Annotated in this window: 19 protein-coding genes and 1 pseudogene; 9 read left to right on the forward strand and 11 right to left on the reverse strand. The window is 65.3% G+C overall.

Going from position 1 to position 18,389, the window contains the following annotated elements:
- Window positions 1-50: 50 nt before the first annotated feature.
- Both EL335_RS14550 and EL335_RS14555 read left to right on the forward strand, forming a co-directional pair.
- Window positions 51-359: pseudogene (locus EL335_RS14550) on the forward strand (methyl-accepting chemotaxis protein); the annotation flags it as partial.
- Window positions 360-488: 129 nt separating this feature from the next.
- Window positions 489-836, forward strand: a complete 348-nt coding sequence (locus EL335_RS14555) for a CZB domain-containing protein (protein WP_431306276.1) — start codon at window positions 489-491, stop codon at window positions 834-836.
- Here the strand turns inward: EL335_RS14555 and EL335_RS00300 are convergent.
- The 3 genes from EL335_RS00300 to cutA are packed head-to-tail and all read right to left on the reverse strand — an operon-like array spanning window position 826 to window position 3,535.
- Window positions 826-1,413, reverse strand: coding sequence for a riboflavin synthase (locus tag EL335_RS00300; protein ID WP_126443701.1), 588 nt, complete (start codon window positions 1,411-1,413; stop codon window positions 826-828). The genes EL335_RS14555 and EL335_RS00300 overlap by 11 nt on opposite strands.
- A gap of 14 nt (window positions 1,414-1,427) precedes the next feature.
- Window positions 1,428-3,200, reverse strand: a complete 1,773-nt coding sequence (dsbD, locus tag EL335_RS00305) for a protein-disulfide reductase DsbD (RefSeq protein ID WP_126443702.1) — start codon at window positions 3,198-3,200, stop codon at window positions 1,428-1,430.
- Entirely contained in the window at window positions 3,194-3,535 is a 342-nt protein-coding gene (gene cutA, locus EL335_RS00310) for a divalent-cation tolerance protein CutA (RefSeq protein ID WP_126443703.1), read from the reverse strand. Before cutA ends, dsbD begins: the two co-directional genes overlap by 7 nt.
- An 18-nt stretch (window positions 3,536-3,553) precedes the next feature.
- Here cutA and EL335_RS00315 point away from each other — a divergent pair, with 18 nt between their 5' ends.
- Window positions 3,554-4,558 carry an AAA family ATPase gene (locus EL335_RS00315; RefSeq protein WP_284155380.1) on the forward strand — a complete coding sequence of 335 codons (1,005 nt, stop codon included), beginning with the start codon at window positions 3,554-3,556 and terminating at the stop codon, window positions 4,556-4,558.
- Here the strand turns inward: EL335_RS00315 and pgm are convergent.
- From pgm to EL335_RS00350, 7 genes are all read right to left on the reverse strand, one after another.
- Complete coding sequence (gene pgm, locus EL335_RS00320) at window positions 4,550-6,181, reverse strand: phosphoglucomutase (alpha-D-glucose-1,6-bisphosphate-dependent) (RefSeq protein WP_126443705.1); 1,632 nt, start codon at window positions 6,179-6,181, stop codon at window positions 4,550-4,552. The genes EL335_RS00315 and pgm overlap by 9 nt on opposite strands.
- Before the next feature lie 52 nt (window positions 6,182-6,233).
- The gene (lpdA, locus tag EL335_RS00325; RefSeq protein WP_126443706.1) at window positions 6,234-7,634 is read right to left on the reverse strand and encodes a dihydrolipoyl dehydrogenase; all 1,401 of its coding nucleotides are present in this window, start codon (window positions 7,632-7,634) and stop codon (window positions 6,234-6,236) included.
- Between the two features lie 3 nt (window positions 7,635-7,637).
- Entirely contained in the window at window positions 7,638-8,927 is a 1,290-nt protein-coding gene (locus tag EL335_RS00330; RefSeq protein WP_126443707.1) for a dihydrolipoamide acetyltransferase family protein, read from the reverse strand.
- Between the two features lies 1 nt (window position 8,928).
- Window positions 8,929-9,930, reverse strand: a complete 1,002-nt coding sequence (locus tag EL335_RS00335; protein WP_284155381.1) for an alpha-ketoacid dehydrogenase subunit beta — start codon at window positions 9,928-9,930, stop codon at window positions 8,929-8,931.
- 16 nt (window positions 9,931-9,946) lie between these two features.
- Window positions 9,947-11,179: a 3-methyl-2-oxobutanoate dehydrogenase (2-methylpropanoyl-transferring) subunit alpha gene (locus tag EL335_RS00340; RefSeq protein WP_126443709.1), complete on the reverse strand. Its 1,233-nt coding sequence runs from the start codon at window positions 11,177-11,179 to the stop codon at window positions 9,947-9,949.
- A gap of 150 nt (window positions 11,180-11,329) precedes the next feature.
- Window positions 11,330-12,106, reverse strand: a complete 777-nt coding sequence (locus EL335_RS00345; protein WP_126443710.1) for an ABC transporter permease — start codon at window positions 12,104-12,106, stop codon at window positions 11,330-11,332.
- Window positions 12,106-12,900 (reverse strand): ATP-binding cassette domain-containing protein, encoded by a 795-nt coding sequence (locus tag EL335_RS00350; RefSeq protein ID WP_284155382.1) that lies wholly within the window; start codon window positions 12,898-12,900, stop codon window positions 12,106-12,108. Before EL335_RS00350 ends, EL335_RS00345 begins: the two co-directional genes overlap by 1 nt.
- Here EL335_RS00350 and EL335_RS00355 point away from each other — a divergent pair.
- Window positions 12,899-13,531, forward strand: coding sequence for an MBL fold metallo-hydrolase (locus tag EL335_RS00355; RefSeq protein WP_126443711.1), 633 nt, complete (start codon window positions 12,899-12,901; stop codon window positions 13,529-13,531). The two genes, EL335_RS00350 and EL335_RS00355, sit on opposite strands and share 2 nt — an antisense overlap.
- 37 nt (window positions 13,532-13,568) lie before the next feature.
- Here the strand turns inward: EL335_RS00355 and mscL are convergent, their stop codons facing one another.
- Window positions 13,569-14,000: a large conductance mechanosensitive channel protein MscL gene (gene mscL / locus EL335_RS00360; RefSeq protein ID WP_126443712.1), complete on the reverse strand. Its 432-nt coding sequence runs from the start codon at window positions 13,998-14,000 to the stop codon at window positions 13,569-13,571.
- A gap of 234 nt (window positions 14,001-14,234) precedes the next feature.
- Between mscL and EL335_RS14430 the strand changes: the two genes are divergently transcribed.
- Genes EL335_RS14430 through lnt form a run of 5 tightly spaced genes read left to right on the forward strand, consistent with a single transcriptional unit; the run spans window position 14,235 to window position 18,375 of the window.
- Window positions 14,235-14,588, forward strand: a complete 354-nt coding sequence (locus EL335_RS14430) for a hypothetical protein (protein ID WP_284155383.1) — start codon at window positions 14,235-14,237, stop codon at window positions 14,586-14,588.
- Window positions 14,589-14,620: 32 nt separating this feature from the next.
- Complete coding sequence (locus EL335_RS00365) at window positions 14,621-15,658, forward strand: PhoH family protein (RefSeq protein WP_284155512.1); 1,038 nt, start codon at window positions 14,621-14,623, stop codon at window positions 15,656-15,658.
- Window positions 15,648-16,082 (forward strand): rRNA maturation RNase YbeY, encoded by a 435-nt coding sequence (ybeY, locus tag EL335_RS00370; protein WP_126443714.1) that lies wholly within the window; start codon window positions 15,648-15,650, stop codon window positions 16,080-16,082. The genes EL335_RS00365 and ybeY overlap by 11 nt, the downstream gene beginning before the upstream one ends.
- Before the next feature lie 2 nt (window positions 16,083-16,084).
- The gene (locus tag EL335_RS00375; RefSeq protein ID WP_126443715.1) at window positions 16,085-16,930 is read left to right on the forward strand and encodes a CorC family transporter; all 846 of its coding nucleotides are present in this window, start codon (window positions 16,085-16,087) and stop codon (window positions 16,928-16,930) included.
- Window positions 16,927-18,375, forward strand: a complete 1,449-nt coding sequence (gene lnt / locus EL335_RS00380) for an apolipoprotein N-acyltransferase (RefSeq protein ID WP_126443716.1) — start codon at window positions 16,927-16,929, stop codon at window positions 18,373-18,375. Before EL335_RS00375 ends, lnt begins: the two co-directional genes overlap by 4 nt.
- The last annotated feature ends 14 nt before the right edge of the window (window positions 18,376-18,389 follow it).

Below are 18,389 nucleotides of genomic sequence, written 5' to 3' on the forward strand. Positions count from 1 at the left end.
GCAGCGCGGTGCGCGAGATGACTTCGGGATTCGCGGCGATGCGCGCGCAGATGACCGAAACCGGCCAGACCGCGCAGGCGTTGGGCGAGGCGACCGGAACGATCCAGCAGACCGTGCGGCTCATCTCCGAGATCGCCGAACAGACCAATCTGTTGGCGCTGAATGCGGCGATCGAGGCGGCGCGCGCCGGGGAGGCCGGCCGTGGTTTCGCGGTCGTCGCCGATGAGGTGAGGAAGCTCGCGGAGCGCACGCGTGTGGCGACCCAGGAGATCGGCAAGATCATCGCCACGCTCTCGGAACGCGTCGAGGCGATGGTCACCCAGACCAACGCGCTCGGCGAGCAGGTGCAGACGATCGGCGGCCGGGTGGGCGGTTTCGCCAGCCAGTTCGAAGCGGTCGCGACTTCCGCCCAGCAGACCATCGAGGCCCTCAATCGCGCGAAGGATCTGGCTTTTTCGTCGCTGGTCAAGCTCGATCACGTGATCTACATGCAGCGCGGCTACGTGGCCGTCGAGAGGTGCGGCGAGGGCGAAGAGGCGCAGGCGGTTGCCGTCGATCACCACAACTGCCGGCTCGGCAAGTGGTACGAGGAAGGACATGGCAAGCAGGCCTTTGCCCAGCTGCCGGCCTATGCGGCGCTGGAAGCGCCGCACCGTCAGGTGCATGCGGGCGTGCAAGGCGCGGTCGCAGCCGCGCGCCAGGACTGGATGCACGACCCGGCGGTGCTGGCGGGCATCGTCGAGCGCATGCGTGAGGCCGAGGCCGGCAGCCGCGAGGTGATCCGCCTGATCGGCGAGATGATTGCGCAGAAGTATCCGCCGGCTCTCAAGTCTTGAGCATGCGCTCGACGTAGCGCGCGATCAGATCGACTTCGAGATTCACCTTCGCGCCGGGATGGAGGCGCTTCAATGTCGTCACCGCGACGGTGTGCGGGATCAAGTTGATCGAGAATATGCGCCCCTTGACCCGGTTGGTGGTGAGCGACACGCCATCGACGGCGATCGAGCCCTTCCTGGCGATGTACTTCGCCAGCCCCTTCGGCGCCTTGATTTCGAGCAGATGCGATTCGCCGACCGGCTCGAATCGCGTCACCTCGCCAACACCATCGACATGGCCGGAGACGAGATGGCCGCCGATGAAGTCATTGAGCCGCAGCGCTTTTTCCAGATTGACCTCGCCGCCGAGCGTATCGAGGCCGACGGTGCAGGACAGCGTCTCCTGCGAGACATCGACCTGATAGCCATTTTTCTTCTTGGCAATCACGGTCAGGCAGACACCCGAATGGGCGATCGAATCGCCGACTGCGACATCCTTGAGGTTCAGGGCGGGGGCTTCGATGGTCAGGCGCAAGCCCGTTTCGAGGGGTTCGATGTGAGTGATCTTGCCGGTGGCGGCGACGATGCCGGTGAACATGGGGTTCCCCTTTTTCAGTGGCGCAGGGCCTGGTCGAGCGTTTGCAGAAATGCTTCGGCCGGTTGGTAGCCGACGACGCGGAGATTGCTGATTTCCTTGCCGTTCCTGAAGAAAATCGTGCCCGGCGGACCGAACAGTCCGAAGCGTTTCAATAGCGCTTGGTCGTCTTCATCGTTGGCGGTGACGTCGGCCTTGAGCAGCACGAATTCCCTCATCTTCGCGGCGACCCGCGGATCGGCGAAGGTGAATTTCTCCATCTCCTTGCAGGAGACGCACCAGTCGGCGTAGAAGTCGAGCAGCACGGGTTTGGTCGCGGCGGCCACACGCGCGTTGAGCTCGGCGAGGCTTTTCACGACCTCGAAAGTCGGCGCTGGCGAGACGGCAGCCGTGGCCTGGGCGGAGACCCGCAGGAAGCCGAGTGGCTGCAGGGGGTCACGGCTGCCGCCCAGCAGGCCGAGCAACGACGCCGCGCCATAGAGCAGCATCGTGACACCGATGCCTTTCCAGAACCGGTGCCAGCCGCCGGCATGGGGCGGCAACGGATCGAGCGCAGAAAGATAGATCGCCGGCACGATCGCGAGCAGCGCCCAGCCGAGCATCACCGCCCAGGCGGGCAACACCGGCGAGACGAGCCACAGCGCGGTGGCCAACAGCACGACGCCGAAGAATCTGCGCACGCCTTCCATCCAGCCGCCGGGTTTGGGCAGCAACGAGCGAGAAAACACGCCGACGGCGATGAGCGGTGTGCCCATGCCGAGCGCCATCGCGAACAACGCCGCGCCGCCGAGCACCGCATCCTTCGTCTGCGCGATGTAGAGCAGCGCGCCGGCCAAGGGTGCTGCGACACAGGGGCCGACGACCAGTGCCGAGAGCGCGCCCATCAGCGCGATGGCCGGCAGCGAGCCGCCCTGACGGTTGGCCTCGTCCGACAGTTTCGATTGCAACGCGGCGGGTAGCTGCAGTTCATAGAAGCCGAACATCGACAGCGCCAATGCGACGAAGACCAGCGCGAACGCGGACAGCACCCAGGCGTTCTGCAGCGCATTCGAGAGCAGCGTGCCGGAGAAACCGGCAGCGACGCCAACCGCCGCGTAGGTCACCGCCATGCCGAGCACGTAGGCAGCCGAGAGCACGAAGGCGCGCGCATGGGTGACGGCATGGCCGTGATTGACGATGATGCCGGAAAGGATCGGGATCATCGGAAAGACGCAGGGCGTGAGCGCCAGCAGGAGGCCAAAGCCGAAGAAGCTGATGATGGCGACCCAGAAGCCGGCGTTCTTCAACAGCCCGGCGATGCGGCCGGATTCGTCGGCGGAAGCATCGAAAGTCGGCGCGGTCGAGACGGCACCCGCGGCAGCAACGGCAGGTGCTACGCCGCTCATCGCCGCCAGGGTGATTTTCGCCTCCTGGGTCATCGGCGGGTAGCAGATACCCTCGTCCCAGCAGCCTTGTGAGTCGGCGTGCAAAGTGATCGTGCCGCTGCCCTCGACGACGGGGATGAGGATCGTCAGCGTGCCGCGATAGGTCTCGACCTTGCCGAAAAAGTCATCCTCCTTCTCCTTGCCTTTCGGCAAGGCCGGCTCGCCGAGCGTTGCACCATCGGCATGGAAGGCAATCTTGTGGCGGTAGAGATAGTAGTCGGGCGCGATGTCCCAGCGCGCTTCGATGGTTTTCTCGTCGAGCGCGCGGGCCGAGAATCTGTAGGCGGCTTCGGGGTCGAGGGGCTCGGCGGCATGGGCCAGGCCGGTCATGATTAGCCAGAGAAGCGCAAGCAGGCGGATCAGCATGTCGTGGGTTCCGTGGTTTCAGAGGCGACCCAGGCGAGATACTCCGGCAGGCCGCGCTCGATTGGGACAGCGACGATCTCTGGAAGTTCATACGGATGCCGCGCGCGGATCGCGGCTTCGAGCGCCATGTAACGCGCTGCGGTGGTCTTGATCAGCACCGGCACTTCCTCGGCGTTTTCCGTCTTGCCCTGCCAGCGATAGATCGAGCGGCAGGGCGCGAGGATGCTCACGCAGGCGGCGAGCCGCGCCTCGATCAGCGCGCCGGCCAGCGCATGGGCGCTGTAGCTGTCGGGCAGGTTCGTGATGACCAGCAGGGCAAAAGAAGTGTCAGCCATCCTGTTATTCTAGCGGGCATGGAGCTCACCCCCAGCCAGATCGTCGAATTCCTCGACCACCATGTCGTCGGCCAGGAGGATGCCAAGCGCCAGCTCGCCGTCGCCGTCCATACCCATTACCGCAAACTGGGGCTGGCCAGAGACCAGGGCCTCGAGCTGGTCAAGAGCAACGTGCTATTGGTCGGACCCACCGGCACCGGCAAGACGCTGTTGTGCGAGACGTTGTCGAAAGTGCTCGCCGTGCCCTTCGTCACGGCGAACGCCACCTCACTGGCGCAGAGTGAATACGTCAATGAGGAGATCGAGGCGATCCTCACGCGTTTGATCGACAAGGTCGGCGGCGAGCTCGGCCGCGCCCAGCGCGGCATCGTCTTCATCGACGAAATCGACAAACTGAAAGCGCCCGCCGAAGCTGGCGGGGCGAGAACCCCTGCCGGCGAGCGGGTGCAGCATGCTCTCTTGAAATTCATGGAAGGCGCGCCGGTGAAACTTTCGACCGGCGGCCATTTCGATACCACCGAGACGCTGTTTATCTGCGGCGGCGCTTTCAGTGGCATCGACGAGATTCTCTCCCAGACGCACACCTTCGGCTTCATCGCCACCGGCGAGGATGACAATCAGAAGATCCTCGATCGCCTCAACGCGCGCATCAAGCCGACCGACCTATTCCGCTATGGGCTGATCCCCGAGTTCGCCGGCCGGCTGCCGATCGTCGCACGCCTCAAGCCGCTCAGCCGCGAAATGATGGTGCGCATCATGACCGAGCCGCAAAATGCGCTCTACAAGCAGTTCCGCGCCATTTTCGCCGCCGATGGGGTCGAGCTGACGATCGCGCCGCAGGTCCTCGAGCAGATCGCCGATCTGGCGATGGAATACAAGGCCGGCGCACGCAGCTTGCGTGGCATCTTCGAGGAAATGTTGATGCCGGCGCTCTATCTCGTGCCCGACCATCCCGAAGTGAAGCAGGTCGTGTTCACTTCGTTGTTCGACGAACCGCGCTATCTGGGCGGCGGATCAAGTTAGCGCTGCGGCGACGATCTGCTGGGCCTCGGCGACGATCCGTTGCAGGTGCTCGGCGGAGACGAAGCTCTCGGCATAGAGCTTGTAGATGTCCTCGGTGCCCGACGGGCGCGCCGCGAACCAGCCGTTCGTCGTCGTCACCTTGAGGCCGCCGATCGGCGCGCCGTTGCCGGGAGCGCGCGTGAGCTTGGCGGTGATCGGGAAGCCGCCGAGCGTCGTCGCCGTCACACGTTCCGGTGTGAGATTCTTGAAGGCGGCCTTCCGTTCGGGTGCAACCGGCGTATCGATGCGCAGATAATGCGGCGCGCCATACCGCGCGGCGAGCTTTTCGTAATGACGGCCAGGATCGGCGCCGGTGACCGCGGTGATCTCGGCGGCCAACAGGCCCAAGAGGATGCCATCCTTGTCGGTGCTCCAGGCCGTGCCGTCCATTTTCAGGAAGCTCGCGCCGGCCGACTCCTCGCCGCCGAAACAAATCGTGCCGTCGTGCAAGCCCTGCGCGAACCACTTGAAGCCGACCGGCACTTCGAGGAGCACACGGCCGCGGCCTTCGACGACACGATCGATCAGCGCGGAGGAGACCAAGGTCTTGCCCACCGCCGCCGTCTGTGGCCACTGCGGTCGATGCATGAGCAGATAATCGATCGCCACCGCGAGATAGTGATTCGGGTTCATTAGACCGACGGAAGGCGTGACGATGCCGTGGCGATCGACGTCGGCGTCATTCCCCCAACTGATGTCGAACTGATCTTTGAGGCCGACGAGGCTGGCCATGGCAAAGGGGCTCGAGCAGTCCATGCGGATCTTGCCGTCGTGGTCGAGCGTCATGAAGGCGAAGCTGGGATCGACCTGCGGATTGACCACCGTGATGTCCAAGCCGTAATGCGCGGCGATCCGCGGCCAGTAATGGACGGCTGCACCCCCCATCGGATCGACGCCGATCTTGAGCTTCGCGGCACGGATCGCCTCGATGTCGATGACTTCGCCGAGCGCGGCGATGTAGGGCGTCATCAGGTCGACGGCATGCACATTCGGCGCGAGGAGCGCCGCCTCGTATGCCATGCGTTTCACGCCGCGATTGCCGTCAGCCATCGAGGCATTGGCGCGGCTTTCGATCCAGCCGGTCACATCCGTATCGGCCGGCCCGCCATGCGGCGGGTTGTACTTGATGCCGCCATCCTGGGGCGGATTGTGCGACGGGGTGATGACGATGCCGTCCGCCGTGCCGTGCCGCGAACGCCGACTTTCATCGTCATTATGGGCGAGGATCGCGCGCGAGATCACTGGCGTCGGTGTGAAGCCGCCATCCTTCTGGAAATGCACCTCGACGCCGTTGGCGGCGAGCACCTCGATGACGTTCCGTTGCGCCGGCGCGGACAGCGCATGGGTGTCCATTCCCAGGAACAGCGGCCCAGTGATGCCGGCTTGCAGCCGGTATTCGGCGATGGCCTGAGCGATCGCGAGAATGTGCGCTTCATTGAAGCTGCCATTGAATGCGCTGCCACGATGGCCGCTGGTGCCGAAAGCGACGGGTCGTGTCGCCGGGCCATGATACGCGGCAGCCAATGCCGGGATGTCGGTGAGCAGTTCGGTGGGCGCGGGTTTGCCGGCAAGCGGGTGGGGCATGGGAAGTCCTCCTTTCTGAAGCAATTCTAATGCTGCCCCCCCGCGCCGGCTTTCAGATGTGGATCGGCTGCCCCAGCGCGCGCAGCGCCGCTTCCTGCACCGCCTCGCCGAGCGTCGGATGGGCGTGGATGGTGCCGGCGATGTCTTCGAGGCAGGCGCCCATCTCGAGCGACTGGGAAAACGCCGTCGCCAGCTCCGCGACGCCGCGCCCGACCGCCTGCCAGCCGAGGATCAGGTGATTGTCGCGGCGCGCGAGCACACGAACGAAGCCGTTGGCCACATCGATCGTCAGCGCGCGGCCATTGGCGGCGAACGGGAAGTGGGCGTGGATGGCGTCGATGCCGGCCGCTTCCGCTTCCTGTGGCGAGAGGCCGACGACGACGATTTCCGGATCGGTGTAGCAGACGGCGGGGATCGCCGCCGGCACGAATTCGCGCCGGCGGCCGGCGATGAGCTCGGCGACCATTTCGCCCTGCGCCATCGCGCGATGCGCGAGCATCGGCTCGCCGGTCAGATCGCCGATCGCCCAGACGTTGCGCATCGAGGTGTGGCAGCGGCTGTCGATCTGCACGGCATTGACGTTCATCGCCAGGCCGAGCGACTCCAGCCCCCATCCGTCGGTGCGCGGCTTTCTGCCGATCGCGACCAGCACGCGGTCGGCGGGCAGCTCGCGCTCCTCGCCGGCGAGGTTGCGGATACGCACCGCGGTGCCGGCGGCATTCAGGCCGCGCACCGTGCCGCCGGTATGCACTTCGATGCCCAGCTGGCGCAGCGAGGTGGCGACCGGCCTGGTGAGTTCCTCGTCATAGGCGGGCAGGATGCGCGGCTGCGCTTCGACGATGGCGACCTCGACGCCGAGCTTGCGATAGACGATGCCGAGCTCGAGGCCGATGTAGCCGGCGCCGACGACGACCAGCCGTTGCGGCAGGGTTTGCGGCGAGAGCGCTTCGGTCGAGGAGATCACGTTGCCGCCGAAAGGCAGTCCCGGCAGCGCGCTGGCGACCGAGCCGGCGGCGAGCAGCAGATGTTCGCAAGCGATGCGCCACGGCTCGCCGCCGTCGGCGGGTTTCACCTCGACGGTCTTGCCATCGACGATGCGCGCGAAGCCCTTGACGACGCGCGCGCCGGCCTTCTTCAGCAGCGCGGCGACACCGCCGGTGAGTTTCTTCACGACGCCGTCCTTCCACTGGACGGCCTGGGCGATGTCGATCGCGGGCGAGTGCACCACGATACCGAGCGGAGATAGGCCGGCGAAGTGGCGCGCGCGGGCGAATTCGTCGGCGACGTGGATCAACGCCTTCGACGGAATGCAGCCGACGTTGAGGCAGGTGCCGCCGAGATGTTCGCCTTCGACCAGCACGGTGGGAATGCCCAGCTGCGCGGCGCGGATCGCGGCGACATAGCCGCCGGGGCCGCCGCCGACGACGAGCAGGGTGGTGGATTCGGTGAGCATGACTTACTCCACGAGAAGCGTCGCCGGGGCTTCGAGAAAGCCGCGCACGGCTTGGATGAAGCGCGCCGCATCCATGCCGTCGACGACGCGGTGGTCGAAGGACGAGGAGAGATTCATCATCTGGCGCGCGACGATCTGGCCATTCTTGATCACCGGCCGTTCGACTATCCGGTTGACGCCGACGATCGCCACCTCGGGGTGATTGATCACCGGCGTCGAGACGATGCCGCCCAAGGCGCCGAGGCTGGTGATCGTGAGCGTCGAGCCGGACAGCTCCGCGCGGCTGACCTTGCCGTTGCGCGCGGCTTCGGAAAGCCGTGCGATTTCCGCGGCGATCTGCCAGAGATCGAGCGTCTCGGCATGGCGCAGTACCGGCACCATCAAGCCGCCGTCGGTCTGCGTGGCGATGCCCAGATGCACCGCGCCGTAACGGGTGACGATCTGCGCTTCGTCGTCGTAGCGCGCGTTGACCTGCGGGAACTCGCGCACCGCGAGCACGATCGCGCGCACCAGAAACGGCAGCAGCGTGAGCTTGCCGCGCGTTTCGGCAACCTTGGCATTCAGCTGCCGGCGCAGCGCCTCGCAGTCGGTGATGTCGATCTCCTCGACATAGGCGAAGTGCGGGATGTGGCGCTTCGCTTCCTGCATCTTCTGCGCGATCTTGCGACGCAGCCCGATGACCGGGATCGCTTCTTCCCACTCGATGCGCGCGCGCTGCGGGATCGGGGTGGCGATGCCCTGCCGGCCGGCGATGTAGGCATCGACGTCCTCGCGCAGGATGCGTCCGACCGGGCCACTGCCGGAAACGAAGCGCAGATCGATGCCGCGATCCCAGGCATAGCGGCGCACCGCTGGCGAGGCCAGCGGTTTCTCACCCGGCTGGCGCAGCGGCGCGGTGAGCGCCGGGTGCCGTTCCACCAGCGCCGAATTTTGCACGACCGCGGCCGCTGCAACCGATCCAGCCGTGACAGGCTTGGCTGGCGAAGGTGCAACTGGCGTGGATTCGAATGTCGACTGCGGCAGGGCGGCGCTTTCCTTGACGTTGCCTTCGCCGGCCACTTCGAGGCGGATCAGTTCGGAGCCCACCTGCATGATGTCGCCCGCCTTGCCGCCGAGGGCGATGACCTTGCCCGCCACCGGCGACGGGATCTCGACGGTGGCTTTGTCGGTCATCACGTCGGCGAGCGGTTGGTCCGCGATCACCGTGTCACCAGGCTGCACATGCCAGGCGGCGAGCTCGACCTCGGCGATACCTTCGCCGATGTCCGGCATCTTGATCACGTGAATGCCCATGTCAGTTGCCCTCCAGCGCGCGCTTGAAGCCCTCGGCCACCCGCTGCGGGCCGGGGAAGTAAGCCCATTCCTGCGCGTGCGGATATGGGGTGTCCCAGCCGGTGACGCGCACGATCGGCGCCTCGAGATGCCAGAAACAATGTTCCTGGACCAGCGCGACGAGCTCGGCGCCGAAGCCGCTGGTGCGCGTCGCCTCATGGACGACGACGCAGCGGCCGGTCTTTTTCACCGAGGCGACGATGGTGTCGAGATCGAGCGGCCAGAGGCTGCGCAGGTCGATGATCTCGGCATCGATGCCGGACTCGTTGGCCGCGCATTCGGCGACATGCACCATCGTGCCGTAGGTCAACACCGTCAGCTGCGTGCCGGGGCGGTGGACGGCGGCGGAATCGAGCGGCACCGTGTAGTAGCCCTCAGGCACCTCGCCTTTTGGATGTTTCGACCAGGGCGTGACCGGACGCTCGTGGTGGCCGTCGAACGGGCCGTTGTAGAGACGTTTCGGCTCGAGGAAGATCACCGGGTCGTTGCATTCGATCGCGGCGATCAGCAGGCCCTTGGCGTCGTAGGGGTTCGAGGGCATCACCGTGCGCAGGCCGCAGACATGGGTGAAAAACGCCTCTGGGCTCTGGCTGTGGGTCTGCCCGCCGTAGATGCCGCCGCCGCAAGGCATTCGGATCGTCAGCGGGGCGATGAACTCGCCGGCCGAGCGGTAGCGCAGGCGTGCCACTTCCGAGACGATCTGGTCGGTGGCGGGATAGAAATAGTCGGCGAACTGGATCTCGACCACCGGCCGCAGACCGTAGGCGGCCATGCCGACCGCCGTGCCGACGATGCCGCTCTCCGAGATCGGCGTGTCGAACACCCGCGACTTGCCGTATTTCTGCTGCAGTCCCTCGGTGCAGCGAAACACCCCGCCGAAGTAGCCGACATCCTCGCCGAAGATCACCACGTTCTCGTCGCGCTCGAGCATCACGTCCATCGCCGAACGCAGGGACTGGATCATCGACATCGTCGCCATCTCAAACCCCCAGTTCCTGACGCTGGCGCACGAGGTGCGCAGGCATCGTCTCATAGACGTCCATGAACATGTCGGCGGCGCTATGCACGTGGCCATCGGCGAGCGAACCAAAGCTTTCTGCCTCCTTCTGCGCGGCGGCGATCTCGGCCTCGAGCTCCTGCACCAGCGCCGCATGCCGTTCTTCCGACCACTCGCCGCGGCGGATCAGATGCTGTTTCAGGCGCGCGACCGGGTCGCCGAGCGGGAAATGCTGCCAGTCGTCGGCCGGCCGGTATTTGGTCGGGTCGTCCGAGGTCGAATGCGCACCGGCGCGGTAGGTGACCCATTCGATCAGTGTCGGGCCGAAATTGTTGCGCGCCCGCTCGGCCGCCCAGCGCGAGGCGGCATAGACGGCGAGGAAATCGTTGCCATCGACTCTGAGCGAAGCGATGCCGGCGCCGATGCCGCGCGCGGCGAAGGTGGTGCCCTCGCCGCCGGCGATGGCTTCGAAGGTCGAGATCGCCCACTGGTTGTTGACGACGTTGAGGATCACCGGCGCGCGATAGACGTGTGCAAAGACCAACGCGGCATGGAAGTCGGACTCGGCCGTCGAACCGTCGCCGATCCAGCCCGAGGCGATCTTCGTGTCGCCCTTGATCGCCGAGGCCATCGCCCAGCCGACCGCCTGGGGATATTGGGTGGCGAGGTTGCCCGAGATGCTGAAGAAGCCATACTTGCGGAACGAGTAGAGCACCGGCAACTGGCGGCCCTTCATCGGGTCGCGCTCGTTCGAAAACAGCTGGCACATGATATCGACGAGCGGCACACCGCGCGCCATCAAGAGGCCCTGCTGACGATAGGTCGGGAAGGTCATGTCGTCCGGTTCGAGCGCCAGCGCGTGGGCCACCGCGATGGCTTCCTCGCCGAGGCACTGCATGTAGAAAGAAATCTTTTTCTGTCGCTGCGCGATCAGCATGCGCGCGTCGAAGAGGCGCGTCTTCAGCATCGTGGCGAGGCCGAAGCGCAGCTGTTCGGGTGTCAGGTCGGGAATCCAGGGGCCGACGGCATTGCCCTCGTCGTCGAGCACGCGCACCAGCGCGAAGGCCAAGTCCGAGGTGTCGTAAGGCTGGGTGTCGAGCGGCGGGCGGCGCACGCTGCCTGCCGGGGAGACGTGCAGATAGGAAAAGTCGGTGTGCTGTCCCGGCCGTCCGGTGGGCTCGGGCACGTGCAGCCGCAGGGGTGCGAATGTGCTCATGTCACTCCTCGCTCGATCGTGTCTTGCGTTGTCGTGGCGGACGGCGCTGGCGGGTGGGCCCGTGCCGACCGTGTGATGCAGTGCGTAAGGGGTTGCCTTCCAGACCGCTGGCGTGAAGTATCGCGCGGGAGCCCGTCCGGTGCAACAGGATCATTTGAGGAAGCGACGCCGGGCGAGCACGACGGCGATCCAGAAGGCCGCCACGGTGATTGCCGCCAGCGCGCCGGCATGCTGCAGGATGTCGGCCGGCAGGTGGCCGAAGATCAGTGGCCGGATCAACGCGACCGAATGCGACAGCGGCAGCCAAGCGGCGATGGCCTGCACGAAGGCTGGCAACTGATCGACTGGAAAGAATACGCCGCAGACGATCACCATCGGCGTGATGAATAACGTGAAGTAATACATGAAGAAATCGAAGGACGGCGAGAGCGCCGTGACGATCAGACCGAGCGCGGCGAAAGTGAGGCCGGTGAGGAAGATCGCCGGCAGCGCCAGGAGCGCGAGCGGTCCGGCGACATAGCCGAGCGCCCAGATCACGGCGAGGATCGCCGCGCCGGAAAGGCTCGCCTTCGCCGCGGCCCACAGACATTCACCGGCAAGCACGTCGTCGAGGAGCAGGGGCGCATTCATGATCGCTTCCCAGGTGCGCTGCACGTTCATGCGCGAAAAGGCCGAATAAAGCGCCTCGAAGGAGGCGGCGTTCATCGTCGAGGCGCACACCGTGCCAGCGGCGAGAAAGGCGATGTAGGGCATGCCCCCGATCGGCGGCAGCAGGCCGCCGAGGCCGTAGCCGAGGCCAAACAGATAGATCATCGGATCGGCGAGATTGCCGAGCAGCGAAGGCAGGGCGAGCTTCCTCCACACCAGCAGGTTACGGCGGAATACCGCGATCGCACGCCAGGAAAGTGTTGGGAAACGGGTGTCCATCAATCCCTCAGTTCGTGGCCGGTCAGCTCGAGGAACACGTCTTCCAGATTCGCCGGCCGCCGCGGATCCGGCGAGACCGGCACATGCGCCGCGATCAGCGCGCGCGGCGTTCCTTCGGCGATGCGGCGACCGTGATCCATGATCAGCAGCCGGTCGCACAGACGCTCGGCTTCCTCCATGAAGTGGGTGGTGAGCAGGATCGTCTTGCCTTGCGCAACGAGTTCGCGCAGCCGCTCCCAGATCAGGTGGCGCGCCTGCGGATCCAGCCCGGTGGTCGGTTCGTCGAGCACCAGCAGCTCCGGGTCGTTGATCAGCGCCCGGGCCAGCGTCAGCCGCCGCTTCATGCCCCCCGAGAGCGTGCGGATGTTGCCGCGTTCCTTGCCGGCGAGACCGGCGAATTCCAGCAGCCCCGGAATGCGCGCGTGCAGCGTGGCGTCGGGGATGCCGAAATAGCGACCATAGACGAGCAGGTTCTCGGCCAGGCTGAAATCAGGATCGAGGTTGTCGAATTGCGGCACGACGCCGATGCGCATCCGCGCTTCGCGGCCATGCGGCGGCACCGGCAGGCCGAGCACGGTGATATGGCCGCCGTCGGGCGCAGTCAGACCCAGGCAGCAGCGCAGCGTGGTGGTCTTGCCGGCACCATTGGGGCCGAGCAGGCCGAAACATTCGCCCCGGGCAACGGCAAACGACAGATCGTCGACGGCCGGCTTGCCCTCGTAGCGTTTGACCAGGTGCTCGACGACGAGAGCAGCGGCGGCAGAGTGCATCGGATCGGATAACATCGCAGGCATGGAATACGCCATTTTGCCCGTAACGCCCTTCGAGCAGAACTGTAGCCTGCTCTGGCAGGCCGAAACGCGCCGTGCGGCGGTGGTCGATCCCGGCGGCGACGTGGAAGAGATCCTCGCGGCGATCGCCGTGCGCGATCTCGCGGTCGAGAAAATCCTGCTCACGCATGGCCACATCGACCATGTCGGCGGCGCCGCGGCCCTGGCGCGAGAGCTTTCCGTGCCCATCGAAGGGCCGCAGCGCGAGGATGCCTTCTGGCTCGATGCGCTGCCCGAGCAATGCCGCATGTTCGGATTCCCGCCCACGCCGCCGCTCGTGCCCGACCGCTGGCTCGGGGACGGCGATGTGGTGAAGGTGGGCGATCTTGCACTCGAGGTGCTCCATACGCCCGGTCACACGCCCGGCCATGTGTGTTTCATCCAGCGACCGTCGCGACTGGCGATCGTCGGCGATGTGCTGTTTGCCGGCTCGATCGGCCGCACGGATTTCCCACGCGGCGATCATGCTGCGCTGATCCATTCGATCCGCGCGAAGCTGTTTGCCCTCGGCGACGATTACGTCTTCATCCCCGGTCACGGCCCGCTGTCCACCTTCGGGGCGGAGAGGCGCAGTAATCCGTTCGTCGCCGACTAAATCGAACCCCCCGCGAGGGGGGCGAAGGGGGCAGGTATTACTTTTTCAGCGCATCACGAATCTCGCGCAGCAGGACGATGTCTTCCGGCGTCGGTGGCGGGGCGGCCGGCGCGGCGGCATCCTCGCGCTTCAGGCGATTGATCTGCTTGACCATCACGAAGATGATGAAGGCGAGGATCAGGAAGTTGAGCAGCACGGTGATGAAGCTGCCATAGGCGAACACCGGCACGCCGGCCTTCTTGACCTCGGCGAGCGTCATTGCGACGCCGGCGGGTACTTCCTTGAGGGGGATGAAGTAGTTGCTGAAATCCAGTCCGCCGACGACCCGGCCAACGAGCGGCATGATCAGGTCGCCAACCACCGAATCGACGATCTTGCCGAAGGCGCCGCCGATGATCACGCCGATCGCCAGATCCATTACGTTGCCCTTGACCGCGAATTCGCGGAATTCCTTGAAAAAGCCGCTCATGTTTTTTCCCTGACCGATGACGGAAGAATGCACTATGGAAACGCTGAAGAAGGCCGCGAGCGGGATGCAGCGCAAGGCGCACGGAGCGCAGCGACCGAGACATAACATGGAGTTAGGCGAGGGAGCGAGTACCGCGCAACGCGGCGATGCGCCCGCGCAGCAACTTATTCAGCGTTTCCCTATATCGTAACCCGACATGTTCCCGAAGAAGGGCAAAACGATTATCATCATTCCATGCCTCTCGATCCCATCAGCGCCGCGATCGTCAGTTCTCTCATCGGCTCGGCCGTCGAGTCGGCCTTAACGCCTGCTGCGCCTCGGCCTGCCACGGGGTTGGTGCGCCATCTGCCCGCCGAAGCGAAGCGTGGTGTGATGGGCATGCCTGCCGATGGCCGGGTTCAGATCGACGGCCAGACCTATCTGCTCTCGCCCGGGGTGGTGATCCGCAACGAATACAACATGGCGATTCCGTCGATGCTGGTATCTGCCCCGGTGCTGGTGCGCTACCAGACCGATGCGATGGGCGCGGTGTCTCGGGTGTGGATTCTTTCTGCAGCCGAGGCGCAACTGGCCGAAGCACAGAAGTGAAAGGCGGCGCTGGCGAGTCGGCACGACGCTCAGTGAAAACCAAGAGTTTTTCCGTCGAACTGCAACCGGTCGACAACGTCCGATTGGCGAATCTGTGCGGCGCGCTCGACGAAAACCTGCGCCAGATCGAGCTGGCCTTCGACGTCGTGTTGACGCGGCGCGGCGAGCATTGCCGCATCAACGGCGAGCCGGCCCAGGCGCGGCTCGCGGCGACGGCGCTGCGCCATTTCTACACGCTGGCGGCAACCCCGCTGTCGGTCGATGACATCCAGCTCGGTCTGATCGAGCTCAAAAACCGCGGCGAGATTCCTGCGCCTGCCGCCGGACTGCTCACCCGCAAAGCCGACCTGCATGGCCGCACGCCGCATCAGGTCGAGTATCTGAAGAATATCCAGGAACACGACATCACCTTCGGCATCGGACCGGCCGGCACCGGCAAGACCTATCTCGCGGTGGCTTGCGCGGTCGATGCCTTCGAGCGCGAGCAGGTGCAGCGCATCGTGCTCACCCGCCCGGCGGTCGAGGCCGGCGAGCGGCTCGGTTTTCTGCCCGGCGATCTGGCACAGAAGGTCGATCCTTATCTGCGGCCGCTCTATGACGCGCTCTACGACCTGATGGGCTTCGACAAGGTGATGCGCCTGTTCGAGAAGCAGGCCATCGAGGTCGCGCCGCTCGCCTACATGCGCGGGCGGACATTGAACCATGCCTTCATCATTCTCGATGAGGCCCAGAACACCACGCCCGAGCAGATGAAGATGTTCTTGACGCGCATCGGCATCGGCACCAAGGCGGTGATCACCGGCGATGTGACACAGATGGATTTGCCCAAGGGGCAGAAATCCGGACTCATCGAGGCGCGACGCATTCTTGCCGATGTGCGGGGCTTGGCCTTCACCGAATTCGATGCTTCCGACGTGGTGCGCCATCCGCTGGTTGCGCGCATCGTCGCGGCTTATGAAAACGAGGCGTCGACGGCGGTCGCGAGTCGCCATCGCGCCGAAGTTTCGGCGCAGGCCAATGCCCGCGAAGCGGGCGTTAGCCGGAGCCAACGCTCAGATTATGAAACCTGAACTGCATCTCGCGGTGCAATATGCCGTCGCCGGCGATGATCTGCCGGAACGCGCGCAGGTACGCCGCTGGGTGCGTGCGGCGCAGGAAAAACCTGCGACCGTGACGGTGCGCCTATGCGATGACGACGAGGGTCGCGAGCTCAATCGCGCCTATCGCGGCAAGGATTACGCGACGAATGTGCTGTCCTTCGTCTATGAAGACGAACCAGTGGTCGGCGATCTGGTCATCTGTCTGCCGGTGGTGCGGCGCGAGGCGGTCGAGCAGGGCAAGGCCTTGCGCGACCATCTGGCGCACATGGTGGTGCATGGTATGCTTCATCTGCAAGGGTATGACCACGAGACGAACGTCCGTGATGCCGCGCGCATGGAAGCGCGCGAGCGCGAAGTGCTCGCCCGTTTCGGCATTCCCGACCCCTATCGTTGAACATGGACCCTTCCCGACCTCGTCCGTCATTGCTGGAACGTCTTTCGCTGCTGTTGCTCGGCGAACCGGAAGACCGCGAACAACTTCTGCAACTGTTGCGCAAGGCGCACGACCGCAACCTGATGGATGCCGATGCGCTGTCGATCATCGAAGGCGCCCTGGCGGTCTCCGAGATGCAGGTGCGCGACATCATGGTGCCACGCGCCCAGATGGATGTCGTCTCGATCCACGATCCGCTCGAGAAGATCGTCGCTTTCGCGCTCGACACCGCGCACTCGCGCTTTCCTGCGATCGGCGAGAGCAAGGACGACGTGATCGGCATCCTGCTCGCCAAGGACCTGCTGCGCCCCTTTGCCGGCCGCGAATTCGACTTGCGCGACAGCCTCAGACCGGCGGTGTTCATTCCCGAATCGAAGCGCTTGAACGTCTTGCTGCGCGAATTCCGCGCCTCGCGCAACCACATGGCGATCGTCGTCGATGAATATGGCGGCGTCGCCGGGCTGGTCACCATCGAAGACGTGCTCGAGCAGATCGTCGGCGACATCGAGGATGAATACGATTTCGACGAGACGGCGGGCAACATCGTGCTCGACAACGCTGGCCGCTATCGCGTCAAGGCGACCACCGAGATCGCCGATTTCAACGCCGCCTTCGGCACGCATTTCCCAGACGAGGAGTTCGATACGGTCGGTGGGCTGGTGATCAAACAGCTCGGTCGGCTGCCGAAGAGAAACGAGGTCGTCGTCATCGACGGGATGCGCTTCCAGGTGCTGCGCGCCGACTCTCGCCGCGTGCATACTCTGCTGGTCGACCCGCAAAGGCGGCTGCCCATCGATTCCGCTTCATGAGGCAGGCATTGTTCGCCGCGGGCCTGGGCGCGGCGACGGTCCTCGGTTTCGCGCCCTTCGGCATCTTCCCGTTGCCGGTGGTGACACTCGCGCTCTTGTTCCGCTTCTGGGCGCGCGCGCCCTCCGCCCGCGCTGCAGCCGGCTTGGGCTTTGCCTGGGGGCTGGGCTTTTTTCTCACCGGCGTCTCGTGGGTCTATGTGAGCCTGCATGACGTCGGCGGCATGGCCGCACCGCTCGCCGTCGTCGCGACGCTGCTGTTTTGCGCCTATCTCGCTCTGTTTCCCGCGCTCGCCGGCTATCTCTCATGCCGCCTCACCAGCGCCGACTTTTGGCACAACGCCTTGCTCTTGGCCGGTATGTGGACGCTGACGGAAGCCTTGCGCGGTGTGCTCTTCACCGGCTTTCCGTGGCTGGCGATCGGCTATTCGGCCACGCCGCCCAATCCCCTGGCGGGCTTTGCGCCGGTGCTCGGCAGCCACGGCCTCGATTTCCTCGTCGCGCTGCTTGCGGCAGCCTTCGCGAGGGGCTTACGGCGAAAAGCGGCCTGGCTGTTGCTGATCCTGCTCGCAAGCCTTGGACAATTCTTGCGCGCGATGGACTGGACCCAGCCCGTGGGCCAGCCGCTCACGGTGAGCCTGCTGCAAGGCAATGTGCCGCAGAGCCTGAAGTGGCAGCCGGAAAATCTAGAGCTGTCGATCGCTACCTATCTCGATCTGGCGCAGCAGCATCCCGCCGCCCTCACGGTGCTGCCGGAGACCGCGATCCCGCTGTTCTTCGACGAAGTGCCAGGGAAGGTGCTGCAAAGGCTCACCCGGCATGGCGACGTACTCTTGGGTATCGCGATCCGTCACCGCTCGGGCGGTTATGTGAATGGCGCGGTGGCGCTCACCCCTGCGCAGGCGCAAAGCTATGCCAAGCGCCATCTGGTGCCGTTCGGCGAATACGTGCCGCCGGGCTTTGCCTGGTTCTTCGCTCTGGTGAACATCCCGATGGCGGATTTTTCCGCCGGCCCCACCCGGCAACCGCCGCTTGCCATCGCCGGACAAAAGATCGCGCCGAACATCTGTTTCGAGGACCTGTTCGGCAACGAGCTGCGCACTGCCCTGCCCGAAGCGACGTTGCTGGTCAATCTCTCGAACACCGCCTGGTTCGGGCGCTCGCTTGCCCAGCCGCAGCATTTGCAGATTTCCCGCCTGCGCGCGATCGAGACCGGGCGCATGATGCTCAGAGCGACGAACACGGGGATCACCGCAGCGATCGCGCCGGATGGCCGCGTGCTCGCGGCTTTGCCGCCCTTCACCCGCGGGGCGCTTATCGTCGAGGCGCAAGGCTATGCAGGGGTGACCCCCTATGTGCGCTGGGGCGATGCGCTGGCGTTTTCGATCGCGATCGGCGCCCTAATACCCTCCTGTTTGGCGGCTTACCGCCGGCGGCGCAGCGGCTAAAATCGGGTTTTCAG

It is taken from the genome of Sulfuricystis multivorans (assembly GCF_003966565.1).
In the GTDB taxonomy this organism is placed as follows: Bacteria; Pseudomonadota; Gammaproteobacteria; order Burkholderiales; family Rhodocyclaceae; genus Sulfuricystis; species Sulfuricystis multivorans.